The following is a 25,443-nucleotide window of genomic DNA, read 5'->3' on the forward strand; positions in this document are numbered from 1 at the left end:
GAAGGACGAACAATATGTTCACCTACAACGCCGAGCCCTCACAACGGGTTTCGGGAACAGTCACGAAACTGTCACGAGTTACCAGCTCAGCCCTGACCGCGAATAGCCTCGTCATACGCCTCGACCGAGGCTCGAGCTGTCTCCCGCACATCGCTCGCGCTCATGCCCGGCTTGTACAGGCTCGAGCCGAGACCGAAGGCGCACACGCCGACGGCGACGTAGGAGGCGAGCGTCTTGTCCGACACACCGCCGACGGCGCCGACCACGACGCCTTTCGGCAGGACTGCAAGTTGCGCTGCAATCCCCGACGGACCGAGCACCGACGCCGGAAAGTATTTCAGGGCCGAGGCGCCGCAATGCAAAGCCAGAAAGGCCTCGGTCGGCGTGAAGACCCCGGGCATGGTCACCATGTCATAGGCCTGCGCCGTCGCCAGCACTTCGACGTCGACGTTCGGGCTGACCATCAGGCGCCCGCCGGCCTCCGCAACGCGCACGCAATCCGCGGCATTGACGACCGTTCCTGCGCCGATCAGGCAGTCCTTGCCGAACCGAGATGCCAGACGCTCGATCGAGACGAACGGTTCCGGCGAGTTGAGAGGAACCTCGATCAGCTCGAAACCGGCTTCGATCAGGACATCGACGATGGCCTCGGACTCGTCGGGTTTGATACCGCGCAGGATCGCAACGAGCGACCGCTTCACATGCGGCCAGGCGACGGACTGTGTCATTTCAGAAACGCGCTCCCCAGATCTGCCGCGCGGCCTTGAGCAGGCCGCGGCGTGACGCCTGTTCGGCATCGCATTCATTCACGTCGAAACCAGCAGCGGCCAGCGCCTCGCCATAGAGGCGGCCGAGCCGGCCCGCTCCGATCAACCGGAGTGGAAGCTCGGCGCCGAACCGCGCGCGCGCATCGGCGATTTCGCTGCCGATCAGAATCCCGGAGAGCCTTGCAGTTCCATCGGACCGCCGCTCGAAGCCGAGGAGCTGCGCCGCGCGCAGCCGGAACAGCGCGTTCGTCAGTGCCGTCGGCGCGGCCAGCGCCGCCGCGAGGCTCTCGCGGAACGCCGTGTCGTGCTCGACGGTCGAGGCTTCCGGTTCGACGGCATGCATCAGGATGCTATGCTGAGAGACCACCGCGAACAGCTCACCGGTCATGTAGGTGGCGAAGTCGATCACCACGCCGGCATCGATCTGGATCCATTTGCTGTGGGTGCCCGGAATGCAGACGATCCCAGTGAAATCCGGCTCGGTGACTCCGAGCAGCTGGGTTTCCTCGCCGCGCATCACGTCCGGCCGGTCCGCGCGAACCTGCGCCAGTCCCGGCAGAATTCTGACGTCGCGGTCGGCGTCGACACTGATCGCTCCGGCATACAGCGCATCCAGACGGGTGGGCGTGTGCAGATACGGCGCCTCGACCCAGCCTTGCCGCGCGCCGGCCATGCCGCAGATCAGCACCGGAACATCGGCCGGTGCGCCAAGCTTCGCCAGATGATCGCGCAGCACCGGCGCGAAGCCTGATGTCGCGCAATGCAGCATGCCCTCGCCACCACGGCTCTCGGCAAGCTCCGTCCCGTCTCCGGCCATAAGCCAGGCACGGAAACTGGAGGTTCCCCAGTCGACGGCGACAAAGGCCGGCGTTGCTGACGAATAGACGGCGGTCACATCCTGCTCCCGAACACTTCCACATCTGGCAATGGCACGCCGGGCGGGCCACGCAAACAACAAATTGCATCATGCACGATTATGCACGTTGTTATTCTTGTTGATGCATGGTAACAAGCGGCATGTCAGACCTTCCACTGGCGCGCCGCGACCAGATCGCCGGCCGCCTCTCTGCGGGGCAAGCGGTCATCGCGACCGCCCTCGCCGACGAGTTCGGCGTCTCCGAGGATGCGATCCGGCGCGATCTTCGCGCGCTTGCCGCCGAAGGACGCTGCCGCCGCGTGTATGGCGGCGCATTGCCCATCGTCGGCGGCATGGCACCGATGGCGGCGCGTATCGGGCAAGATCGCGAACGCAAGCTGGCGCTCGCCCGGTCGGCCGCCCGCAGCATCGCGCGTGGGGAGTTTCTCTTCCTCGATAGTGGCAGCACCAATCTCGCCCTCGCTGAAGTCCTGCCCGATGATTTCGATCTCACCGTCGCGACCAACGCCATCGACATTGCCGCAACCGTGCTGCATCGGCAGGACCTGCAGTTGATCGTGATCGGCGGCTCCGTTCACCCCGCAGTCGGCGGCTGTGTCGACGCCGACGCCATCATGCAGGTACAGCGCTTGAACATCGACCGCTGCTTCATCGGCGCCTGCGCTGTATCGGCGCAAGGCGGCATCAGCGCGGTTGATCCGACTGACGCAACGTTCAAGCGAACGCTGCTGTCGCTGAGCCGCGTAAGCGTCGCAATGGTCACCAACGAGAAGCTCGAGACCCGAGCCCCCCACCGTATCGCCGGCGCCAAGACGATCAGCCAGCTCACCGTCGAGCATGATGCGCCGGCGGCCCGACTCGCCCTGCTCAGACGGGCGGGAGCTACCATCATGACCGCCACCCCGCCCGGATGACGGCGCCTTCAGAGTTTCAGGAATCTTCCAGATGAGTTCGGATCACCGCGCGGCGCGGCTCGCGACACGCCTGGCTTTTTTCGTCGCCGGCTTCGGCATCGCCTGCTGGGCGCCGCTGGTGCCGTTCGCCAAGCAGCGACTGGGGGTCGACGATGCGACGCTCGGGCTGCTGCTGCTCTCGCTCGGCGTGGGCTCGGTCGCATCGATGTTGGCGGCAGGTCTCCTGAGCGCCCGCTACGGCAGCAAGCCCGTCGTCATCGTCAGCGGCATCGCCTTGAGCATGCTGCTGCCCCCGCTGACGATCGCCTCAACGCCAGCCACGCTCGGGCTTGCGCTGTTCGCCTTTGGCGCGGCGCTCGGCTCGCTCGACGTCGCCGTGAACATCCAGGCGATCGACGTCGAGCGGCTGAGCGAGCGTCCGCTGATGTCCGGCTTCCACGCGCAGTTCAGCATCGGCGGCTTCGCAGGCTCCGGCGTCATGACTGCGCTGCTCGCGTTCGATGTCGCGCCGCTGCTCGGCACGCTCGCCTGCTGTGCGCTCGCCCTGGCCGCGATGACCGTGGCTGCCCCACGACTGATAGCGAGCAAACCGGCGCAATCGGGCCCTCTGCTCGTGCTTCCTCACGGCGCAGTGCTGCTGCTGGCGGCGCTCGCCGCGATCATGTTCCTGGTCGAGGGTGCGATGCTCGATTGGAGCGCGCTGTTGCTTGCCGGGTCGGACCGCCTGCCGGCCGCGCAAGCCGGGCTGGGCTACATCATGTTCTCGATCGCAATGACCGCCGGGCGTCTCGTCGGCGATGCCGTGGTTGCACGGATCGGCGATCGCGCGACGTTGCTGGGGGGCAGCGTCATCGCGATCACCGGCTTCGTCGTGCTGCTCGCGGTTCCCTGGATTGTTGCTGCCATGGCCGGCTTCGCGCTGATCGGCTTGGGTGCATCGAACCTGGTCCCAGTGCTGTTCCGCCGGGCCGGCGCGCAGACAGCGATGCCGGTCGGGCTGGCCGTCGCCGCCGTCACCACCGCCGGCTACTCCGGCGTACTGCTTGGGCCCGCCGGCATCGGCTTCGTCGCCGCGGCCACCAGCCTGCCGGCCGCGTTCTGGATGTTGGCCGCACTGCTCGTCATTGTGCTGCTGAGCGCACCACGCGTCGTAGCTGCGCCAAATTAGGAACGAGCCCGGTGCTTGGCTTTGATACGCATCTCATGCCCCAGCCAAGAGCAGAATCGGACGCGCACCCAATATCGTTACTCTCATTCTCATCATCGTCGGCGCTGCGTAGACGGCAATCCTGGAATCCGCGTTCGCGGCCATCGTAGCCTGCCCGCCTGCCCCGCTTCGTGCGCCGCCCCGCAACGCAGGTTGCAGACATCGCCTCCCTTGCGAAGCTCGTCCGGACGGCTCAGGATCGCCGGACAGACAGCGGAGCAGTCTAGTGGAGATCGATGGCGAGGCCCCTGCGGACGAAGACGGATTTGCCGACACACAGGCGCGCGACGCGCATTTCCTGCGCCACAGCTTCTCTGTCGCCCTCCGCTCGATGTCACACGGCAATCACCCGTTCGCCGCCATTCTCGTCGATGCTGACGGCAGGGTCCTGATCGAAAGTGAAAACGGCTACCTGCCAGCGCGCGATGCCACAGCGCATGCAGAGCGACTGGTCGCGACGCAGGCCTGCACGTCGATTGCCCCTGAGATCAGAGCTGTGGCTACGCTGTATTCGTCGGCAGAGCCGTGCGCGATGTGCGCGGGCGCCATCTACTGGGCCGGCATCGGACGCGTGGTCTACGGCCTCAGCGAGCGGCGGCTACGCGACCTTACCGGCAACCATCCGGAGAACCCGACGCTCGACCTGCCCTGCCGCGAGGTGTTCGCGAGCGGCCAGCGCGCAACCGAGATTGTCGGCCCCTTGTTGGAGGAGGAAGCCGCGGCGCTGCATGAAGGAGCCTGGGACAAATGAAGCAGGCGCCGCGACCGAGCCGCGGCGCCTTCTTCGAGTGCTTCGATCCGTATCAGAACTTCACGGTCACGCCCGAGTAGAGCGACGACTCGGTGCAAGCGCCCGTGGCGACGCGAGTGCCGCCGCCACCGGCGACGGAACAGCCGACCGCGTTGTTGTGGTCGAGGCCGAACTTGTTCTGCCAGTAGCGATAGGCCACCCAGACGTCGATCATGTGGCTCTGCTTCTCACCCCACATCGCCTTCGACGCATCGAAGGTCAGGCGGATCGGCTCGGAGTTGAACTCGACCTTGGTCGGATAGACGCCGTTCGCGACGCTGGCCGGGAGCGGCTCGGTATCGGTGCCCTTCTTGCCGTACCAGCCGGCGCGACCCGAGATCGAGAAGAACTGCATGCTCTCAGGCAGGAAACCGAGATCCATGTAGTAGTTGGTCTCGACCGCCCAGGTTGGCTTGAACGAGGTGTTGCCGTCGGAGATGCAGGGGTTCGACCAGCCGGCGCCGCACTGCGAGAACGAGTTGTGGTTGGCGAACTCCCAGTACATCAAGGGAGCGACGTTGAAGTAGCCCTTGTAAGGCAGGTTGAACGCGAACTGCAGACCGGCGACGACGTCACGCTTGGCCGCGCCGAAGTAGCGGTTCTCGGTATTGGCATCCATGCCCACTTCGAACGAGATGTTCTGCAGCGGCCCCACCGTGAAGGCCTTGGTGTTGAAGATCTGGTTCCAGCCGAAGGTCGAGCGGAACAGGCCGTAGATCTCGGTCGCACCGGCGCAGCTCGCCGGCGTGAACGCGAAGCCCGCGTTGGGCGAGACGATGCCGCCGGTCTGCGTGCAGGGCCCCGCCGGGTCGTTGTGGTCCGACTTGAACAGCGAGATCGTGAAGAAGTTGGTGCCGTAACCCCAGACGTCGAAATGGGTGAACGAATAGACCTGCTTGGCGGTCTTGGCGTTGAACGTGCCGTTGCCGTTGACGCTCCATGCACCAGGCTGGCTGGCATCGAAGATGTAGGAGTAGGTGACGCGATTATCGACGACGAGGAAGAACGGCACCTCGGCCGGAGCCTTCTTCGCGATCGCCTTGGCGGGCAGGTCAGCAGCCCCTGCGACACCGACTGAGCTAAGCGCTACCGCGCCCAGCGCGACGGCCGCCGCGATTGTTTGACGTAACGACATTCAGAACACCCCCAGTTGACAAGCGCCGATTCCCGACTTGCATGCACAGTTGCGCCGTTCGACCGGCTGGAGAAGCCTCAACTTTCTCCAGGACTTGCCCGCAGTTTGATCAAGGTTCCGCCGTATTGCAGCGGCGACGACAGCAGATGCTGGCCTGAACATGGGACGATTGGCCGCGGCCGCGATGCTCCCAAATTCCGATCTTGCCGCTTCACATTGCAGAAGTTTTTCCGAAAGCCCCCGCGTGGCCTTCCGCGCGCTTTCGCGAGCAAGCCTGGGCGCAAGCGCGCCCCTGACGCGTATTGGATGACGCTGCTCATCCAACGTGCAGCTTGCCGCGGCGGATCGATTTCCGGCCAGTGTCTCAAAAGTGCCACAGAGCTTTATCGATCACAGCTGATTGCAGCGTACGCTGCTTGCAACCAAGGGCGCGCTGCATTCGCCGATCGCCGCGCGATGGGCGCTTGGACAAGAGTTGGGCAGAGGATGGCGCTTTTCGCCTCTTACGCGCCGCGGCAAATTAGATCACAATTGAGGCATCTTCGTTCCCCTGCCCACGACGCAGCAAATGCCTGAACCCGCGCCGGCCGATCCGAACCCTACGCCTCCGCTCCTGCAGACGATCGGGTTGACCAAGCGCTATGGCGACTTCCTTGCCAACGACAAGATCGACATCGAGATCCGGCCACGCGAGATTCACGCCTTGCTTGGCGAAAACGGTGCCGGCAAGTCGACGCTGGTGAAGACGATCTACGGACTGGTGCAGCCGAGCGCCGGTGAGTTGCGCTGGCAGGGTGTGCCCATCAAGCTGTCCGGCCCGGCCGAGGCGCGATCTCTCGGCATCGGCATGGTGTTTCAGCATTTCTCCCTGTTCGACAACCTCACCGTGGCTGAGAACGTGGCGCTCGGGCTCGACGGCAAAGAGCCATTCAAGGCCATGTCAGCGCGGCTCGCGGACGTCGCGCGCGACTACGGACTGCCGCTCGATCCGAAGCGCGAGGTCTGGCATTTGTCGGTCGGCGAGCGGCAGCGCATCGAGATCGTGCGGGCGCTGATGCAGAGTCCGAAATTCCTCATCCTGGACGAGCCCACCGCCGTGTTGACGCCGCAGGAGGCCGACCAGCTGTTCGTCGTGCTGGAGCGACTGAAAGCAGAAGGCCGCGCCATCCTCTACATCAGCCACAAGCTCGAGGAGGTGAAGCGGCTGTGCGACACCGCCACCATCCTGCGCAGCGGCAGGAAGGTCGCGACCTGCAATCCGAAGCTGGAGACGGCTGCCTCGCTGGCCCGCATGATGGTGGGAACCGAGATCAAGCAAGTGAAGCCGCCGGCCGAGCGACGCACCACCGTGCCGCGCCTGGTCGTCAATGATCTCACCCTCGCCCCCAGCGAGCTGCATGGCGTGGGCCTCAAGAACATTTCCTTCGAGCTGAAGGGCGGCGAGATCCTCGGCATCGCCGGTGTCGCCGGCAACGGCCAGGACGAGCTGTTTGCTGCGCTGTCCGGCGAACGCCTCGTCAAAGAGCCCGGCACGATCATCATCGAGGGCCTCGCCTGCGGCAATCTCTCGATCAGCCAGCGCCGCAAGATGGGAGCCGCCTTCGTGCCGGAGGAGCGGCTGGGGCACGGCACCGCCCCGCGGATGAAGCTATCGGAGAATGCGCTGCTGACGGGACACGCGGCCAGCGACATGGTCCGGCACGGCTTCATCAACGCGGCAGCGACGCTGCGGACCGTCGATCGCACCACCGAGACATTCGATGTCCGCAAGGCGAAGCGCGATCCGGAAGCGGCGAGCCTGTCCGGCGGCAATCTGCAGAAGTTCGTCGTCGGACGCGAGATCCTGCGCACGCCGGCGGTGCTGGTCGTCAACCAGCCGACCTGGGGCGTCGACGCCGGCGCCGCCGCGATCATCCGCCAGGCGCTGATCGATCTCGCCAGCGCGGGCGCTGCCGTCCTCGTGACCAGCCAGGACCTCGACGAACTCATCGAGATCGCCGACCGCATCGCCGTGATGTTTCACGGGCAGCTTTCGAAGGCGCTGCCACGCGCGGAGGCGACGCGCGAAAAGCTCGGCCTGTTGATGGGCGGCGCCAGCATCGAGAAGGAGGCCGCGCATGCAGCTCGTGCTTGAGAAGCGCGCCGAGCGCTCGCGCATCATTGCGCTGGTTTCGCCACTGATCGCGATCGGGCTGACGCTCGTCACCATGAGCGTGCTGTTCGCCGTGCTCGGTAAGAACCCGATCACTGCGCTCGGCGTCTACTTCATCGCGCCGCTCACCGACGGGTATTCGCTGCAGGAGATCGCGGTGAAGGCCACGCCGCTGGTGATGATCGCGATCGGCCTGTCGCTGTGCTACCTCGCCAACGCCTGGAACATCGGTGCCGAGGGCCAGTTCCTGATCGGGGCCGTAGCCGGCAGCTGGATCGCGGTGAAGACGCAGGGCACCGAGGCGGGACACTGGGTGCTGCCGGCGATGCTGGTCGCAGGTGCCGCGGCCGGCGCCCTCTATGCGCTGATCCCGGCGCTGTGTCGCGTCAAGTTCGGCGCCAGCGAGATCCTCACCAGCCTGATGCTGGTCTACGTCGCCGATCTCCTGCTCGACTATCTCGTCCGTGGTCCGTGGCGTGATCCGGCCGGCTTCAACTTCCCGACCACGGCGGAGTTCGATCCGGTGGCGACCGTGCCGGTGCTGATCGAAGGCGGACGCCTGCATCTTGGAAGCATCATCACGCTGCTCGTCGTTGTGGCCGCCTTCGTGCTGCTCGACCGGACCATCAAGGGGTTCGAGATCCGCGTCGTCGGCGTGGCGCCGCGCGCCGCCCGCTTTGGCGGCTTCAACGCCAATCAACTGGTCCTGCTGACCTTCGCGATTTCCGGCGCGCTCGCCGGCCTCGCCGGCATCATCGAGGTGGCCGGACCGATCGGACATCTGCAGCCCGGCATCTCGCCCGGCTATGGCTTCACCGCGATCATCGTTGCCTTCCTCGGCAGGCTCAATCCGGTTGGAATATTCATTGCAGGGCTTTTCCTCGCGTTGACGTTCATTGGCGGCGAGCAGGCCCAGATCACGATGAAGATTCCACTCGATGTCACCAAGGTGTTCCAGGGCATCCTGCTGTTCTACGTGCTCGCCTGCGATTCGCTCATCCTCTACCGTTTCAAGCTCGTCTTGGCCGCGCGGCAGGTGCAAAGTGGTGCTGGTTGAAGCAATCATCCTGTCGGTGCTCGCCGCATCGACGCCGCTGCTGCTGGCGGCCACCGGTGAGCTGGTCACCGAGCGCTCGGGTGTCCTCAATCTCGGCGTCGAGGGCATGATGATCGTCGGCGCGGCCTGCGGCTTCGGTGGGGCCTGGCTGTCCGGCTCGATCATCGTCGGCGCGCTGTGCGGCATCGTCGCCGGCATGCTGATGTCGTTGATCTTCGCGTTCATGACCCTTGGCCTCGCCGTGAACCAGGTGGCGACGGGCCTCGCGCTGACCATCCTCGGCATCGGTCTGTCCGGCCTGATCGGCGCGCGCTTCGTCGGCGAGCGCATCAGCACCGCGCCGCACCTCTCCATCCCCGGCCTCAGCGACATCCCGCTGGTCGGCCGTATCGTGTTCGGCGAGGACGCGTTCGTCTATCTGTCGCTCGCCTTGATCATCGCCGTCTGGTGGTTCCTGTACCGCACCCGTGCCGGCCTGGTGCTGCGCGCCTGCGGCGACAACCATGTCTCCGCCCACGCGCTCGGCTATCCCGTGCTGCGCATCCGTTTGCTCGCGGTGTTGTTCGGCGGCGGCTGCGCCGGGCTTGCCGGCGCCTATCTGCCGCTCGCCTACACGCCGTTCTTCATTCCTGGAATGACCGCGGGGCGCGGCTGGATCGCGCTGGCGCTGGTCGTGTTCGCATCCTGGCGGCCGGGCCGCCTCGTCATCGGCGCCTATCTGTTCGGTGCGGTGACGATCCTGCAGCTGCATGCGCAAGGCGCCGGCGTCGGCATCCCCTCGCAGTTCATGTCGGCGCTGCCGTACCTCGCCACCGTGATCGTCCTGGTGCTGCTGTCGCGCGCCCGCACCGGCGGCTCCACCGCGCCGGCGGCGCTGGGGACGGTGTTCGTGCCGGATCGCTGAAGCAATCATCCGGAGCGCCAGCGATGGGGCGCGACGCTCTGGCTCACGAGGTATCCCCCCGACTGTTTGGAGATATTGACGATGATGAAAAGGCTTCTGGGGGCTGCCGCCGCGTTGGTGCTGGCGGGAAGCATCGCCGGCGTGGCGCACGCCGCCGACAAGCTGAAGATCGGCTTCATCTACCTCGGGCCGATCGGCGACCTCGGCTGGACCTATCAGCATGAGCTCGCGCGCCAGGCGCTAGTGAAGGAGCTCGGTGACAAGATCGAGACGACCTATCTCGAGAATGTGCCGGAAGGCCCCGACTCCGAGCGCGCCATCGAGCAGTTGGTCCGCGCCGGCAACAAGCTGATCTTCACGACCTCGTTCGGCTACATGGATCCGACCCTGAAGGTCGCCAAGAAATATCCCAACGTGCATTTCGAGCACGCCACTGGCTACAAGCGCGACAAGAACATGTCGACCTATTCGGCGCGCTGGTATCAGGGCCGCTACATTCAGGGCATCATCGCCGGCAAGATATCGAAGGCCGGCGTGCTCGGCTATATCGGCTCGTTCCCGATCCCGGAGGTTATCTCTGGCATCAACGCCACGATCATCGGCGCGCAGACGGTCAACCCGAACATCAAGGTCAAGATCATCTGGGCCAACACCTGGTTCGACCCGGGCAAGGAAGCCGACGCCGCCAAGGCGCTGATCGACCAGGGCGCCGACATCATCATGCAGCACACCGACAGCCCGGCCGCGATGCAGATCGCAGCCGAGCGCGGCAAGCTCGCCTTCGGCCAGGACTCCGAGATGATCAAGTTCGGCCCCAAGGCGCAGCTCACCTCGATCCTCGACACCTGGGGCCCCTACTACATCGCGCGCGTCAAGGCCGAGCTCGACGGCACCTGGAAGTCGGAGGACACCTGGGGCGGCCTCGATTCCAAGATCTTCGAGATGGCGCCCTACACCAACATGCCCGATGACGTGAAGAAGCTGGCGGAGGAGACCCAGGCGGCGATCACCGCCGGCAAGCTGCACCCGTTCAAGTGCCCCGTGCTCGGCCAGGACGGCAAGGAGATCGAGTGCAAGGGCGGCGACCATCTCGCCGACGGCCAGATCCTCGGCATGAACTTCTACGTCAAGGGCGTCGACGACAAGGTGCCGGGCAAGTAATCAAGCTGGAGCTGCCGATCACCCTGCAGCTCTGCTGCGGCAGGGTGATCGGTACTCACATTTGAGTTGGACCTTTTGTTGCGACGGATGATGAGGTAGATCGTTACCCGAATGCATCGTGTGGTACGGCCGCATCGTCTGGGTCGAGTCCAACGATGCTCCACCTTGCGATGCCTTGACAGCCGTAACCGGGAGTTCCAACTGTGAACAGATCTATCCTGCTCGTTGCCGTCTGCACGTCGGCGCTACTGACGACTCCAGCCGCTTTCGCCAAGACCCTGGTTTTCTGCTCGGAAGGCAGCCCGGAGAACTTCTATCCCGGTGTCAACACAACTGGGACATCGTTCGATGGCAATGAGCCAATCTACAACCGCATCGTCGAGTTCGAGCGCGGCAGCACGCAAGTCGTGCCAGGCCTCGCCGAAACATGGACGATCTCGCCCGACGGCACCACCTACACGTTCAACCTCCGCAAGGGCGTGAAGTGGCATTCGACCTCCAAGTCGTTCAAGCCGACACGCGACTTCAATGCCGACGACATTCTGTTCTCGATCGAGCGGCAATGGAAGGAGGATAATCCCTATTTCAAGGTGACGAGCCCGAACCATTCGTATTTCGGCGACATGGCGATGCCGAAACTTTTGAAGTCGGTCGAGAAGATCGACGATTATACGATCAAGGTGACCCTCAATCAGCCGGAAGCCCCTTTCCTCGCGGATCTCGCGATGCCGTTCGCCGCGATCCAGTCGAAGGAATATGCCGACGCGATGCTGAAGGCCGGCACGCCCGAGAAGATCGACCAGGATCCGATCGGCACTGGTCCATTCTACCTCGTACAGTATCAAAAGGACGCCGTGATCCGGTACAAGGCGTTTCCCCAATATTGGGGCGGCAAGGCCAAGATCGACGACCTCGTCTATGCGATCACGCCGGATGCATCCGTTCGCTGGGCCAAGCTGCAGAAGGGCGAATGCGACGTGATGCCCTATCCGAACCCGGCCGATATCGATACGATCAGGAAGGACCCGAACGTCACCGTGCTGGAGCAGCCGGGCCTCAACGTCGGCTATCTCGCCTTCAACACGCAGAAGAAGCCGTTCGATGACGTGCGCGTGCGTAAAGCGCTCAGCATGGCGATCAACAAGCAGGCGATCATCGACGCGGTCTATTTGTCGACCGGCATCGCGGCAAAGAACCCGATCCCGCCGTCGATGTGGTCCTACAACGACGCCGTCAAGGACGATCCCTATGACCCCGACGCGGCCAAGAAGCTTCTCGCCGATGCCGGATTCCCGAACGGCCTGGAGACCGATCTGTGGGCCATGCCGGTGCAGCGTCCCTACAATCCGAATGCCAAGCGCATCGCCGAGCTGATGCAGGCCGATCTCGCCAAGATCGGCGTCAAGGCCGAGATCAAGTCATTCGAATGGGGCGAATACCGCAAGCGGCTGCAGGCCGGCGAGCACCAGATGGGCATGTACGGCTGGACCGGCGACAATGGCGATCCCGATAACTTCCTGCACACCTTGCTGGGCTGCGCCTCGGCACAATCGGCATCGGGGTCGAACATCGCAAAGTTCTGCTACAAGCCGTTCGACGAACTGGTCGTGAAGGCCAAGACCGTCAGCGACCAGGCCGAGCGTGCCAAGCACTACGAACAGGCCCAGGTGGTCTTCAAGGAGCAGGCACCGTGGTTCACGATCGCGCATGCGGTGCAGTTGAAGCCTGTCAGCAAACGCGTGATCGACTTCAAGCTATCGCCGTTCGGACGCCACAGCTTCTATGGCGTCGACGTCAAGGATTAGCGGACCTCAGGGCGAAGCAGCTTTCGCTGCTTCGCCGCTTCCGCTTCGCTGCCCTCCCGAAGACCTTCCGGGGAAAGTTGACAGAGCTCTGCATGTTGCGGTTCGTCTTTACCCGGCTCAGCCTCGTGGTCCCGACCTTCATCGGCATCACGTTGCTCGTGTTCGTGCTGATCCGCCTGATCCCCGGCGACCCTATCGAGACGATGGCGGGCGAACGCGGCATCGATCCGGCCCGCCTCGCGCAATTGCGCAAGGACTACGGTTTCGATCAGCCCGTGCTGGTGCAGTATGGTCTCTATCTGTCGCGGCTGGCGCACGGAGATTTCGGCCGCTCGATCGTCACCCATGAGCCGGTGATTGCCGAATTCCAGACCTTGTTCCCCGCGACGGTCGAACTGTCGGTCTGCGCGATCCTGTTTGCGCTGTGCGTGGGGCTGCCGGCCGGCATCATCGCCGCGGTCAGGCGCAATTCGATCTTCGACCACGGCGTGATGGGGATCTCGCTCACCGGCTATTCGATGCCGATTTTCTGGTGGGGACTGCTGCTGATCCTGCTGTTTTCGGTGCAGCTCGGATGGACGCCGGTGTCGGGCCGGATCGCGGTGCAGTATTTCATCGAGCCGGTGACCGGCTTCCTGCTGATCGATACGCTCCTGGCCGGTGATGTCGGCGCGTTTCGTTCGGCCCTGTCGCATCTCGTCCTGCCGACGATCGTGCTCGGCACGGTACCGCTCGCGGTGATCGCCCGCATGACGCGATCGGCCATGCTGGAGGTCCTCGGCGAGGACTACATCCGCACCGCCCGCGCCAAGGGGCTGCCGCCGTTCCGCGTGATCGCGATTCACGCCTTGCGCAATGCGCTGATCCCGGTGGTGACGGTGATCGGGTTGCAGGTCGGCGTACTGTTCACCGGCGCCATCCTTACCGAAACCATCTTTTCCTGGCCGGGCGTGGGCAAATGGCTGATCGAGGGCATCAACCGCCGCGACTATCCGGTGCTGCAGGGCGGCACGCTGCTGATCGGCGCGATCGTCATGACCGTCAATCTGCTGGTTGATATCGCCTATGGGCTGATCAATCCCCGCATCCGGTACACGCGATGAGCGCCGAGAACCTCCCAACCCGCATCGTTGTCGCGCAAGCGGACGCGCCACCGTCTCCATTGCTGGAGTTCTGGCAAGACTTCCGGAAAAATGCCGGGGCCGTCGCGGGCCTGGTCGTCATCGCGGTCCTGATCCTGCTCGCGCTGTCGGCCGATGTCGTCGCGCCGCATTCGCCTGTGCTCACCAACAATGCGGCGTTCCTGAAGCCTCCGTTCTGGCAACAGGGTGGATCGCTGTCCTATCCGCTCGGCACCGACGCGATCGGGCGCGATATTCTGTCCCGTCTCATCCACGGCGCGCGGCTGTCGCTTCTGATCGGCATCGCGGTGGTGACGTTGTCGGTGATATCGGGCACGATTCTCGGCCTGATCGCCGGTTTTTTCCGCGGCGTGACCGAGGTCGCGATCATGCGGCTGATGGACATCACGTTGACGCTGCCGAGCCTTCTGCTCGCGATCGTCATCGTCGCGATCCTCGGGCCGGGCCTGATGAATGCGATGCTGGCGGTCGCGATCGTGCTGCTGCCGCACTACGTGCGGATCGCGCGTGCCGCCGTGATCAGCGAGGTCTCGAAGGACTACGTCATCGCGGCCAAGGTCGCGGGCGCCGGCCGGCTCCGCCTGATGTTCAAAGAAGTGCTGCCGAACTGCGCGGCGCCGCTGATCGTGCAGGCGACGCTCGGAATTTCCACCGCGATCCTTGACGCCGCCGCGCTCGGCTTTCTCGGTCTCGGCGCGCAACCGCCCTTGCCCGAATGGGGAACCATGCTGGCGGACGCGCGCGAATTCGTGCTGCGGGCCTGGTGGGTCGTCACGCTGCCGGGCCTGGCAATCCTGCTGACCGTGCTGGCCTTCAACCTGCTCGGTGACGGGCTGCGCGACGCGCTTGATCCCAAGCTCAAACGATAATCTGCGCAAGAGAGTGAAGGCGATCCGATGCCGCTTCTCGAGATCGAAAATCTGTCGGTCGCATTTCCATCGCGGAACGGGATGGTCCGTGCCGTGGATGGCGTCAGCATCGCGCTCGACAAAGGCGAGGTGCTGGGCATCGTCGGCGAGTCCGGATCCGGCAAGAGCGTCGGCATGCTGGCCCTGATGGGACTGGTGCCCTACCCCGGCCAAGTCCAGGCCGACAAAATGTTGTTCGAGGGACGGGATCTGCAGACCCTGTCCGACCGCGAGCGGCGCGCCCTCACCGGCAAGGACGTCGCGATGATCTTCCAGGAGCCGACGACGTCGCTCAACCCGTCGTTCACGATCGGCTATCAGCTGGCCGAGACGCTGCGCATTCACGAGGGGATGAACCGCAAGGCCGCGCGGCGGCGGGTGATCGAGTTGCTGGAGCAGGTCGGCATTCCCGCCGCCGAGAGCCGGCTCTCGTCCTATCCGCACCAGCTCTCGGGCGGCATGAACCAGCGCATCATGATCGCGATGGCGATCGCCTGCAATCCGAAGCTCCTGATTGCCGACGAGCCGACGACGGCGCTCGATGTCACCATCCAGGCCCAGATCCTGGATCTGCTGCTGTCGCTGCAGCGCGACCGCGGCATGGCGCTGATCCTCATCACCCACAACATGGGCGTAGTCTCGGACACGACCGAGCGCGTCGCGGTGATGTATGCGGGACAGATCATGGAGCAGCGCCCGACCTCGAGCCTGTTCGCCTCGCCCCAGCATCCCTACACGGCCGCCTTGCTGGCGGCGCGCCCGGAAGCGAGCGACGGGGGACGGCTCGCCACCATCCCTGGCGTGGTGCCCGGAGCTTACGACCGGCCGCCCGGGTGCCTGTTCAGCCCGCGTTGCATCTATGCGACGCCGCTGACCGATGCGGTGCGTCCCGAGTTGCGTCCCTGGAGCGATGGCCTGGTGCGTTGTCATTACCCGCTCGGCGATCCCACGCGCGAAGAGCGAATCGAGGCCGACCGGCATGGCGCCGGTGCGCCGAGCCAGGCCCACGAGGCCCTGTCATGACGGCGCTCGTCACCGCGGACGGTCTCAAGCGCAGCTACGAGGTCAAGCAGGGCCTGTTCCGCGCCCCGGCGCATCTGCAGGCGGTCGGCGGCGTGTCCTTTGCCATTGAGGCCGGCAAGACGCTGGCGGTCGTCGGCGAATCCGGTTGCGGCAAATCAACTCTCGCGCGACTCGTCACGCTCATCGAGAAGCCGAACGCCGGCACACTCATGCTCGACGGCCTCGACGCCGTCGATCCTCCGGCCGGCGCCGCGAGGACCTTGCGGCGTACCGTGCAGATCGTGTTTCAAAATCCATATGGCTCGCTCAACCCGCGCAAGCGCGTCGGCGCCATCCTCGAGGAGCCGCTGGTCATCAACACCGACCTCACCAAGCAGGAGCGGCGCGCGCAGGCGCTCGACATGATGGCGAAGGTCGGGCTGCGTCCGGAGCATCATGGCCGCTATCCGCACATGTTCTCCGGCGGCCAGCGGCAGCGCATCGCGATCGCGCGCGCCCTGATGTTGCGGCCGAAGCTCTTGGTCGCCGACGAGCCGGTCTCCGCGCTCGACATGTCGGTGCAGGCCCAGGTGCTCAACCTGCTGGCCGATCTGCAGCGTGAGCTGGGGCTCGCTTATCTCTTCATCTCGCACGACCTCGGTGTTGTCAGGCACATCGCCGACGACGTGCTGATCATGTATCTGGGACTGGTCATGGAGCACGGACCGAAGGAGCGCATTTTCGCGCGGCCACTTCATCCCTATGCGCAGGCCCTGGTCGACGCCACGCCGGGCCTTGGCCGCAAACGTCAGCGGATCGTGCCCAAGGGCGAGTTGCCGTCGCCGCTGGACCCACCGGCCGGCTGCGTGTTTTCGACCCGCTGTCCCTACGTGACGGATCTCTGCCGCGCGCAGCGCCCGCCGCTGCGCCCGCTCGACGGCCGCCTCGTCGCCTGCCATTACGCAGAGCGCTTCCTGGACCCACAGCCGGCCTGACAATCGTCTTCACCCCGCCTGCATCTGACCTGCCGCCGCGCTGTGGCGCCGGATCAGCCGGGTGACATCGAGCCCCGGAATGGCGCCGTCGATCACGGTCCAGCGGCCGCCGACCATCACGCGATCGGCGCGATGCGCGCCGCACAGCACCAGCGCCGCGATCGGATCCCCTGAACCCGAGAAGCGCAGCTCGTCGAGCTTGAACAGTGCGAGGTCGGCGGCCTTGCCGACCGCAATCTCGCCGAGCTCAGGCCGGCCGACGCAGGCGGCCGAGCCCTTCGTCGCCCAGCGCAGCGCATCCTTGTGGCTGATCCGGCTAACGCCGTAGCGCGCCCGCTGCAGCAGGAAAGCGGAGCGCACCTCCTGCATCAGGTTGGAGCCGTCGTTCGACGCCGAGCCGTCGACGCCGAGGCCGATCCCGACGCCCGCCTCCTCCATCTCGCACACCGGGCAGCAGCCGGAGGCGAGCAACTGGTTCGAGCAGGCGCAGTGCGTGATCGTCGTCCTCGCCTTGCCGAGCCGCTTCATCTCCTCGGCATTGAAGAAGATGCCGTGCGCAAGCCAGGTGCGCGGACCAAGCCAACCCTGCTCTTCGAGATAGTCCAGCGGACGACAGCCGAACATCGCCTCGCAGAAGCGGTTCTCATCCTCGGTCTCGGCGAGATGCGTGTGCAGCCGCACGTCGAGCTTGTCGGCGAGCGCAGCCGTCTTCTGCATCAGCGATCCCGTCACCGAGAACGGCGAGCACGGCGCCAGCGCGATCTGCACCATCGCATCCGGCCCGCGCTCGTGATAGGTGGCGACCACGCGCTCACTGTCGGCAAGGATCGTGTCCTCGTCCTGCACCACGCTGTCCGGCGGCAGCCCGCCGTCGCGCTCGGACAAGTTCATCGAGCCGCGGGTCAATAGCACCCGAATGCCGAGCCGCTTCGCCACCGCGACCTCGATGCCAACTGCATCTTCGAGCCCGGCGGGGAAGACGTAGTGATGATCTGTCGTGGTCGTACAACCCGACAGCATCAGTTCGGCCATCGCGACCGTGACCGCTGCATCCAGTGCCTCCGGCGTCAGCTTCGCCCAGACCGGATAGAGCGCCTTCAGCCAGGGGAACAGCTCGCGGTCCATCGCGGCCGGCAGCGCGCGCGTCAGCGTCTGGTAGAAGTGATGATGGGTATTGATCAGCCCGGGGATCACGACATGCGCGCTGGCATCATAGGTCGCCGCACCAGCGGTGGCCGGCTCGGCACCGGCAGGCACCAGCTCGACGATGCGGCCGTCCTTGACGACGACACCGCGCGCAGCATCCTCGGCGAGAATGGCGAGCGGGTCCTTGATCCAGATCGGCGTCGTGCTCATGGCTGCCTCGTCTCGTTGATTGGGCGTTTGCGTGTGCCGGTAACTTGCAAGCGGAAGGCCAGCGTCATCCTATTGCCAGTTGGCGCTGGTCTTGCAAGGATTCCACCCGCGATAGGCTGCGCCCACGAGCTGGCATCACCATGGATCTGAACACCATCACGGAGGTCGTGCGCCCGAGAACGCGGGCCGAGCTGCCCAGCTGGCAGGCAGGCGATGCCTGGCTGGCCGGCGGCACGTGGCTGTTCTCCGAACCGCAGGCGCAGCTGTCGCGGCTGATCGATCTCAGCGAGCTCGCCTGGCCGCCACTCACCATCAGCGATCAGGGCCTGTGCATCGCCGCGACCTGCAGCGTCGCCGCGCTGGACGCGCTGCCCTGCCCGGCCGACTGGATCGCAGCGCCCCTGATCGATCAATGCTGCCGCGCGTTCCTCGCTTCCTTCAAGATCTGGAAGACGGCGACCGTCGGCGGCAATCTCTGCATGTCGCTGCCGGCCGGGCCGATGATCTCGCTGCTCGCCGCGCTCGAGGGCGTCTGCACGATCTGGAGGAGCGACGGCAGCGAGCAGCGCATAGAGGTCACCGACTTCGTCACCGGCAACAACAGCAACGTGCTCGCGCCTGGAGACCTGTTGCGCCAGATCGACATTCCGCTGCCCGCGCTCAAGCGCCGCACCGCCTTCCGCCAGATCGCACTCACTCCGGTCGGACGCTCCGGCGCGCTGCTGATCGGAACCTCGGGCCGCAACGGCGACCTGCTGCTCACCGTAACCGGATCGACCGTCAAGCCGCTGCAGCTGCGCTTTGCCAGCATGCCCGACGCAACCTTGCTGCGCGCGAGCATCTTCGGCGACATCCCCGATACGTCGTATCATGATGATGTTCATGGCAAGCCCGCCTGGCGCAAGGCAATGACCCTGCGCCTCGCCGAGGAGATTCGCGCCGAGCTCGCTGGCGGCGCGCTGTCATGAGCGTGATCGTCGATGGCAAGGAAGTCGATGCTGCCCCGCGCCCCGGACAGTGCCTGCGGACCTTTCTGCGCGACGCCGGCCATTTCGGCGTCAAGAAGGGCTGCGACGCCGGTGATTGCGGCGCCTGCACCGTGCTGCTCGATGGCGAGCCGGTGCACAGCTGCCTGATCCCCGCCTTTCGCGCCGAGGGCAAGGCGGTCACGACTGTCGAAGGTCTCGCCGCCGATGACGGCCTGCATCCGATGCAGCAGGCCTTCCTCGATGCGCAGGCGTTCCAATGCGGCTTCTGCACCGCCGGCATGATCGTCACCTGCGCCTCGCTGAACCAGGCGCAGAAGAAGGATCTCGGCGCGGCGCTGAAGGGCAATCTGTGCCGCTGCACCGGCTATCGCGCCATCGAGGACGCGCTGCTCGGCCTCACCCATGTCGAGGATGTCACGGCCGGCGAAGCCTTCGGACGCAGCCTGCCGGCCCCCGCCGGCCCCGACGTCGTGCGCGGCCGGGCACGCTACACCTTCGACACGACGGTCGAAGGCCTGCTGCACGTCAAGCTCGCGCGCTCCCCGCACGCGCATGCGCGCATCGTCGGCATCGACAAGAGGGCTGCGCTGGCGGTGCCCGGCGTGCATGCAGTGCTGACGCATGAGGATGCGCCGGCGACGCTGTTCTCCACCGCGCGCCATGAGCAGGCCTGGATGGATCCGGCCGACACCCGCGTGCTCGACGACGTCGTCCGCTTCATCGGCCAGAAGGTCGCCGCCGTGGTCGCCGACAGCGAGGCCGCCGCTGAGGAAGGTTGCCGACGACTCGTCGTCGACTACGAGATCCTGCCTGCCGTGGTCGATCCCGAAGCCGCGATCGCGCCCGGCGCGCCCGTCATTCACGCCGGCCGCACAGCTGCGCATCGCATCGCGGACGTCAGCCGCAACATCGTCGCCGAGACCCACGGCGAGCTTGGCAACGTCGCCGCCGCGCTCGCGTCTGCCGCCGCGACCTATGAAGGCACCTTCACCACGCAGCGGGTGCAGCACGCCGCCCTGGAAACGCACGGCGGTCTCGCCTGGCTCGACGACCACGGCGTGCTCACCGTCCGTTCCAGCACGCAAGTGCCGTTCCTGACACGGCGGGCGCTGTGCGAAATCTTCGACCTGCCTTCCGACCAAGTCCGCGTGTTCTGCGAGCGCGTCGGCGGCGGCTTCGGCGGCAAACAGGAGATGTTCGTCGAGGATATCCTCGCGCTCGCCGCGCTGAAGACCAACCGTCCCGTCAAGCTCGAATTCACCCGAGAGGAGCAGTTCATCGCGACCTCGACGCGACATCCGATGCGTGTCACGATCAAAGCGGGCGCCGACAGCGACGGCAAGCTGACCGCGCTGCAGCTCGATGTAGTCTCCAACACCGGCGCTTACGGCAATCACGCCGGGCCCGTGCTGTTCCATGCCTGCGGCGAGTCGATCTCGGTCTACAATTGTCCCAACAAGAAGGTCGACGCGATCGCCGTCTACACCAACACGGTGCCGGCCGGCGCCTATCGCGGCTACGGCCTGCCGCAAACCACCTTCGCGGTCGAAGCCGCAATCGACGAGCTCGCGCGGCAGCTCGGCATCGACGCTGTCGAGATGCGACGCCGCAATATCGTCAGGCCCGGCGATCCCATGCTGGCGCCGCCGGCATCGGAGCACAGCGACGTGCTGTACGGCTCCTACGGGCTCGACCAGTGCCTCGATCTGGTCGAGCGCGCGATGGCCGAGACGACGCCGACGCCGGAGCTGTCGGCCGAGTGGCTGACGGGCGATGGCATCGCGCTGACGATGATCGATACGGTGCCGCCTGACGGCCACTTCGCCGACGCCGCCATCAGCCTGCGCGACGACGGCGGCTTCGTGCTCACCGTCGGCACCGCCGAGTTCGGCAATGGCACCAGCACCGTGCATCGCCAGATCGCGGCGACCGTGCTCGGCACCACGCCCGACCGCATCACCCTCGAGCAGTCCGACACCGCCCATGGCGGCCACGACACCGGCGCCTACGGCTCGACCGGCACGTTCGTGGCCGGCCGCGCCACGCAGGCCGCGGCGGAGGCGCTCGCCGAGACGCTCAAGCGCTTCGCCGCCGATCATTGGAACCTGGATCCGGACGGCTGCCGGATCGCTGACAATGCGATCAGTTGCGGCGCTCGGCGCCTGTCCTTTTCCGAGATTGCCAAGCTCAGCGGATCGCCGCTCACGGCAAGCGGCAACTCGCAGGGCACGCCGCGCTCGGTCGCGTTCAACGTCCAGGGCTTTCGCGTCGCCGTGAACAAGCACACCGGCGAGGTCAAGATCCTCAAGAGCGTGCAGGCCGCGGATGCTGGCCGCGTCGCCAATCCGATGCAGTGCCGCGGCCAGATCGAGGGCGGCGTCGCGCAGTCGCTCGGTGCTGCGCTCTACGAGGAGATCGTGATCGACGAGACGGGCCGCGTGATCAATCCGCGCTTCCGCGACTACCATGTGCCGTCCTATGCCGACGTCCCGCGCACCGAAGTGCTGTTTGCCGACACCAGCGATACGATCGGCCCATTGGGGGCGAAGTCGATGAGCGAGAGCCCCTACAATCCGGTCGCCGCCGCGCTCGGCAACGCGCTGCGCGCCGCCACCGGCATCCGCTTCACCGCCGTGCCGTTCAAGCCGGACCGGCTGTTTCCGCAGTTGCAGGAGACATTCGGCGAATGAGCCAATGATGGCGACGATCCGGGGACGGGCATGAGCGAGACATTTCGTCCGGTCGACGAGCGTCCGGCGGCCACCAGCTCCTCTGCGCAGCACGTCCGGGGTGGGAGATGGCTGCGCTAGGGCTTCGACCGGCGATCGTAGGACCAGCCGAACAGGCCGCTTCGCTCGGTCTCGGGCTCCGGCTCGGCTGCCGGAGCAGATTGCGTCGGCTGCGCGGCCGCCTGTGGCGCGGCAGGCGCGACCGGCTTTGGAATGATCTCGCACTTCATCGAATAGACCAGCTTGCCGTCCTCGGTGCGCCCGATCGGCGCGCAGGCATCGGCGCGCCTGGCGGCTGCCGGCTTCGGCGCGGGCGCTGTCTGCGCCAAGGCGGATTGCACCAAGGCGGGCTGCGCCATCACCAGAATGATCAGGACCGGTCTCTTCATCGCGTCCGCCATGCGTCGTTACCGGATGCATTGAACGCAATCGCGCGGCCGAAGTCCACCAGATCAAGCGCGCATGAAGGCCTGTCTCCTGTGCACGGCCTGCCAAAGCGATGCGCTGGAAATCACACGGGATCGATGCAACAGATGGGGCGCAGGCGGCCGTCCTTCGGCGCGTGCTGCACAAGGAGATGAGCGCACGATGTGGGCCTCGATCATATCGGAATGGCTGAGCCTGATCTTCCGCTGGCTGCACGTGGTCGCGGCGGTGGCGTGGATCGGGAGTTCGTTCTACTTCATCGCGCTCGATCTCAGCCTGAAGCCGCGTGAGGGCCTGCCGACGGGCGTGATGGGCGAAGCCTGGCAGGTCCATGGCGGCGGCTTCTACCACATCGTCAAATATCTGGTGGCGCCGGCGCAGATGCCGCGCGAGCTGACCTGGTTCAAATGGGAGGCCTACACCACCTGGCTGTCCGGCTTCGTGCTGATGATCGTGGTGTATTATCTCAACGCCGACCTGTTCCTGGTCGACAAGTCGATCCTCGATCTCACGCCCGTTCAGGCCGGCCTGTTCAGCTTCGGCTCGCTGGCGCTGGCGTGGCTGCTGTACGAGGGCGCCTGCCGCAGCGGCCTTGCCAGGCACGAGCTGCCGTTCGCGATCGGCGGCTACATCTTCCTCGTCGCGCTCACCTACGCCTTCACCCACGTGCTGAGCGGCCGCGGCGCCTTCAACCAGATCGGCGCGATCATCGGCACCATCATGGTCGCCAACGTGTTCGCGGTGATCATCCCCAACCAGAAGAAGATCGTTGCCGCGTTGATCGCAGGTCAGGCCCCGGACCCCAGGCTCGGCAAGACCGGCAAGGAGCGATCGGTCCACAACAACTATCTGACCCTGCCGGTCGTGGTGCTGATGATCAGCAATCACTATCCGCTGCTGTTCGGCACCCGCTACAATTGGGCGATCGTCGCCATCGTGCTTGCGCTCGGGCCGGTGATCCGCCACTTCTTCAACGCGCGTCACAAGGGTCATCCGTCGCCATGGTGGGTGTGGGGCGTTGCGGCCGCGGGCATGATCGGCATCCTGCTGTTGTCCGCGGCGGGCCCTCGCGACGCCAAGACGACGATGAGCGCGCCGCCAACATTCGCGCAGGTCGAGGAGATCGTGACCTCCCGCTGCAGCATGTGCCACGCCGCCGAGCCCGTATGGGACGGCATCGTCGCAGCCCCCAAGGGCGTGCGGCTCGACACCGCCGACAACATCCGGCGCAATGCACGGCTGATCGTGCGCAACGCCGCGTGGTCGAGCGCCATGCCGCCCGGCAACATCACCGAGATCACCGGCGAGGAGCGCGCCGTGCTCGCGGCGTGGGCGGGCGCGCAATAGCCGCTCACCTTCACTGTCCTCTTCACCTGTCAAACAGCTCGTTCGCCGAGCCCACGCACCCGCGCGAGCTCATGCGCCCTGGCAACGGTTCGACTTTCAATCATCGCGGTTCTCTAGGAGAAGACGTGCCACGGCGCTCCCGCGGCGCGATCGGCCCGGGTTGCGTATATCGTTCGCCCTCACGGGCGCGGGGCATGTTCTCGGCGCGCAACAAGCACTCGACCCATCGTTCCGGCATTCGCCGACAACGCAGCCGTCGGCTCGGTCATTGCGCGACGGCGTGCTTGCAGATGCTCGCTTCGGTTCCCCACGACGCATGCGTGAAGCCGACGCTGGGACAACCGGATTTTCACAACGCGCAGTTGAGCTGATATCCGAGCAACGACGATTGAGTTGGAGCGCATCCGATTGTCGTCATGACCTTGCGGCAAAATTTACCACCCATTGGGACGCGGCTTGGCTGCAGAAAACATGGCGCTAGAGTGGCGCCCACAATCAGCTATCAGCGAAACGCTCCATCATGTCGATCTCCGTCAAAGGCCGGCTGGCCATTGTCGCGCTCATCGCGCTTGCCTGCTTCGCAAGCTCGGTGCTGAAGCTCTATCTAGGGCTGCTGTGCATCTCGCTGCTCGTGAGCTTTGCCGTGGTCGGCGTCGTGGCCCGGCTGGTCGAAGGGATCGCCAGCAGACGCAATCGGAGCGGCGAGCACCGGCTGGCCCATCGCCGCGATCGCCCTGCTCTCGTCGAGGGCCCGCAGCCGCTGTCGATGACGACGATGGATCATGTCGACACGCCATCGCCAGCGGGGCCCGTGCGATGAGCGGGATGCATACGGCCGCGCCTGCCTCGTCGTTCCGTCTGATCTGCAGCATCGTCGGCGGCACCGAACGACCCTCGCGGTCGTCGATCATCCGTCTCGCGATCGAGCGCTGAAGGACTGGCATTATCGGACACCGGAGACTGGCAAATGGTGCTACGAGTTCGACCGCTGGAACGGCGAGGACCAGATCATCCTCTCGGCCAAGCCGATCGAGGACACAGCGACGCCGCGCTCGGTGGCGATCCATCGGAAAAGGAGCGAGTGGCCGTTCAGGTCGCCGCACTGATCGCGTCGATACGGCGTCTGTACCTCACCCCTTCGGCCGCTTCCGCTTCGCCTCCAGCGCCGTGAGATAGGTTGCCATCATCTCCGGCAGCGCGGCGACCACGACGTCGCGACTGCGCGGATCCTGCTCGCGCGTGAACAGCAGGGTACCGAGCACGACGGCATCGAGCGTGGTGGCCGCCTGTTGGCCCAGTTCATCGCCGAGCCTGGCACGCATGACGCGGTCGATGAGGGCCCTGAACTCGGCATGCATGGTCTGATCGTGCAGATCCAGCGTCGCCAGCGCATCTGGATGGCGAACGAAGTAGCGAATCGCCCAGCCTATCAACTGCTCGATGACCTGCGGCGGCGACATCGCTGTCCATTCCGCATCGCTTCGCTGCAGCACGCGATCGAACGCCGGCTGCAGCTCGGCATCGTGACGCTCGGCGAGCGCATCGAGCATCTGATCCTTGTCACGGAAGAAGTGATAGACCGAGCCGATCGACGCGCCGGCGCGCTGGGCTGCGGCGTGCATGCCGACGGCGCCGATCCCGGCCTCGGCGATGATGGCGGCCGCCGCGTCGAGCAACTGCTCGCGGCGCTCACGGCCGCGCGCCTGGCGGGGCGCACGAGCCGCAGTGCGCGCGGGGTCATTCAGGTCGGTCGCAGCTTTCCGTCGCACGTTCGCGTCAT

Annotated in this window: 23 protein-coding genes; 17 read left to right on the top strand and 6 right to left on the bottom strand. The window is 65.6% G+C overall.

Annotation, left to right across the window (positions count from 1 at the left end; all coding sequences use genetic code 11):
* Positions 1-86: 86 nt before the first annotated feature.
* Both QX070_RS19040 and QX070_RS19045 read right to left on the bottom strand, forming a co-directional pair.
* Positions 87-728 carry a 2-dehydro-3-deoxy-6-phosphogalactonate aldolase gene (locus QX070_RS19040; protein ID WP_315738529.1) on the bottom strand — a complete coding sequence of 214 codons (642 nt, stop codon included), beginning with the start codon at positions 726-728 and terminating at the stop codon, positions 87-89.
* Position 729: 1 nt separating this feature from the next.
* Entirely contained in the window at positions 730-1,662 is a 933-nt protein-coding gene (locus QX070_RS19045; RefSeq protein ID WP_315738530.1) for a 2-dehydro-3-deoxygalactonokinase, read from the bottom strand.
* A 122-nt stretch (positions 1,663-1,784) separates the two neighbouring features.
* Between QX070_RS19045 and QX070_RS19050 the strand changes: the two genes are divergently transcribed.
* The 3 genes from QX070_RS19050 (at position 1,785) to QX070_RS19060 (ending at position 4,516) form a co-directional block, all read left to right on the top strand.
* Complete coding sequence (locus tag QX070_RS19050; protein ID WP_315738531.1) at positions 1,785-2,558, top strand: DeoR/GlpR family DNA-binding transcription regulator; 774 nt, start codon at positions 1,785-1,787, stop codon at positions 2,556-2,558.
* Positions 2,559-2,589: 31 nt separating this feature from the next.
* Positions 2,590-3,726: an MFS transporter gene (locus QX070_RS19055; RefSeq protein WP_315738532.1), complete on the top strand. Its 1,137-nt coding sequence runs from the start codon at positions 2,590-2,592 to the stop codon at positions 3,724-3,726.
* A 271-nt stretch (positions 3,727-3,997) separates the two neighbouring features.
* A complete protein-coding gene (locus QX070_RS19060) occupies positions 3,998-4,516 on the top strand; it encodes a nucleoside deaminase (protein WP_409998870.1) in 519 nt (172 codons plus the stop codon).
* 52 nt (positions 4,517-4,568) lie between these two features.
* Here QX070_RS19060 and QX070_RS19065 read toward each other — a convergent pair whose 3' ends face one another.
* Positions 4,569-5,690 (bottom strand): hypothetical protein, encoded by a 1,122-nt coding sequence (locus QX070_RS19065; protein WP_315738533.1) that lies wholly within the window; start codon positions 5,688-5,690, stop codon positions 4,569-4,571.
* 568 nt (positions 5,691-6,258) lie between these two features.
* On the opposite strand from QX070_RS19065, the gene QX070_RS19070 reads away from it, so the two are divergent.
* From QX070_RS19070 to QX070_RS19110, 9 genes are all read left to right on the top strand, one after another.
* Positions 6,259-7,824, top strand: a complete 1,566-nt coding sequence (locus QX070_RS19070; protein ID WP_315738534.1) for an ABC transporter ATP-binding protein — start codon at positions 6,259-6,261, stop codon at positions 7,822-7,824.
* Positions 7,808-8,899, top strand: a complete 1,092-nt coding sequence (locus QX070_RS19075) for an ABC transporter permease (RefSeq protein WP_315738535.1) — start codon at positions 7,808-7,810, stop codon at positions 8,897-8,899. The genes QX070_RS19070 and QX070_RS19075 overlap by 17 nt, the downstream gene beginning before the upstream one ends.
* Entirely contained in the window at positions 8,886-9,803 is a 918-nt protein-coding gene (locus tag QX070_RS19080) for an ABC transporter permease (protein WP_315738536.1), read from the top strand. The genes QX070_RS19075 and QX070_RS19080 overlap by 14 nt, the downstream gene beginning before the upstream one ends.
* Before the next feature lie 81 nt (positions 9,804-9,884).
* On the top strand, positions 9,885-10,964 hold the full coding sequence (locus QX070_RS19085; RefSeq protein ID WP_315738537.1) for a BMP family ABC transporter substrate-binding protein: 1,080 nt from the start codon (positions 9,885-9,887) through the stop codon (positions 10,962-10,964).
* Positions 10,965-11,167: 203 nt separating this feature from the next.
* Positions 11,168-12,769 carry an ABC transporter substrate-binding protein gene (locus QX070_RS19090; protein WP_315738538.1) on the top strand — a complete coding sequence of 534 codons (1,602 nt, stop codon included), beginning with the start codon at positions 11,168-11,170 and terminating at the stop codon, positions 12,767-12,769.
* Positions 12,770-12,861: 92 nt separating this feature from the next.
* Entirely contained in the window at positions 12,862-13,872 is a 1,011-nt protein-coding gene (locus QX070_RS19095; RefSeq protein ID WP_315738539.1) for an ABC transporter permease subunit, read from the top strand.
* Positions 13,869-14,780, top strand: a complete 912-nt coding sequence (locus tag QX070_RS19100; protein WP_315738540.1) for an ABC transporter permease subunit — start codon at positions 13,869-13,871, stop codon at positions 14,778-14,780. The genes QX070_RS19095 and QX070_RS19100 overlap by 4 nt, the downstream gene beginning before the upstream one ends.
* Before the next feature lie 27 nt (positions 14,781-14,807).
* Complete coding sequence (locus QX070_RS19105) at positions 14,808-15,842, top strand: ABC transporter ATP-binding protein (RefSeq protein ID WP_315738541.1); 1,035 nt, start codon at positions 14,808-14,810, stop codon at positions 15,840-15,842.
* Entirely contained in the window at positions 15,839-16,816 is a 978-nt protein-coding gene (locus tag QX070_RS19110; protein ID WP_315738542.1) for a peptide ABC transporter ATP-binding protein, read from the top strand. The genes QX070_RS19105 and QX070_RS19110 overlap by 4 nt, the downstream gene beginning before the upstream one ends.
* 9 nt (positions 16,817-16,825) lie before the next feature.
* Here the strand turns inward: QX070_RS19110 and QX070_RS19115 are convergent, their stop codons facing one another.
* A complete protein-coding gene (locus QX070_RS19115) occupies positions 16,826-18,172 on the bottom strand; it encodes an 8-oxoguanine deaminase (protein ID WP_315738543.1) in 1,347 nt (448 codons plus the stop codon).
* A 140-nt stretch (positions 18,173-18,312) separates the two neighbouring features.
* Between QX070_RS19115 and QX070_RS19120 the strand changes: the two genes are divergently transcribed.
* On the top strand, positions 18,313-19,140 hold the full coding sequence (locus QX070_RS19120) for an FAD binding domain-containing protein (RefSeq protein WP_315738544.1): 828 nt from the start codon (positions 18,313-18,315) through the stop codon (positions 19,138-19,140).
* Positions 19,137-21,851, top strand: a complete 2,715-nt coding sequence (locus QX070_RS19125) for a molybdopterin-dependent oxidoreductase (protein ID WP_315738545.1) — start codon at positions 19,137-19,139, stop codon at positions 21,849-21,851. Before QX070_RS19120 ends, QX070_RS19125 begins: the two co-directional genes overlap by 4 nt.
* A gap of 116 nt (positions 21,852-21,967) precedes the next feature.
* On the opposite strand, the gene QX070_RS19130 is transcribed toward QX070_RS19125, so the two are convergent.
* Entirely contained in the window at positions 21,968-22,279 is a 312-nt protein-coding gene (locus QX070_RS19130) for a hypothetical protein (RefSeq protein ID WP_315738546.1), read from the bottom strand.
* Positions 22,280-22,478: 199 nt separating this feature from the next.
* Here QX070_RS19130 and QX070_RS19135 point away from each other — a divergent pair, with 199 nt between their 5' ends.
* From QX070_RS19135 to QX070_RS19145, 3 genes are all read left to right on the top strand, one after another.
* Positions 22,479-23,663: a urate hydroxylase PuuD gene (locus QX070_RS19135; protein WP_315738547.1), complete on the top strand. Its 1,185-nt coding sequence runs from the start codon at positions 22,479-22,481 to the stop codon at positions 23,661-23,663.
* Between the two features lie 520 nt (positions 23,664-24,183).
* The gene (locus tag QX070_RS19140; protein WP_315738548.1) at positions 24,184-24,483 is read left to right on the top strand and encodes a hypothetical protein; all 300 of its coding nucleotides are present in this window, start codon (positions 24,184-24,186) and stop codon (positions 24,481-24,483) included.
* Positions 24,446-24,769 carry a hypothetical protein gene (locus QX070_RS19145; protein ID WP_315738549.1) on the top strand — a complete coding sequence of 108 codons (324 nt, stop codon included), beginning with the start codon at positions 24,446-24,448 and terminating at the stop codon, positions 24,767-24,769. The genes QX070_RS19140 and QX070_RS19145 overlap by 38 nt, the downstream gene beginning before the upstream one ends.
* A 24-nt stretch (positions 24,770-24,793) precedes the next feature.
* Here the strand turns inward: QX070_RS19145 and QX070_RS19150 are convergent, their stop codons facing one another.
* Complete coding sequence (locus QX070_RS19150) at positions 24,794-25,432, bottom strand: TetR/AcrR family transcriptional regulator (RefSeq protein WP_315738550.1); 639 nt, start codon at positions 25,430-25,432, stop codon at positions 24,794-24,796.
* Positions 25,433-25,443 lie beyond the last annotated feature (11 nt).

It is taken from the genome of Bradyrhizobium sp. SZCCHNR1093 (assembly GCF_032381175.1).
GTDB lineage: Bacteria > Pseudomonadota > Alphaproteobacteria > Rhizobiales > Xanthobacteraceae > Bradyrhizobium.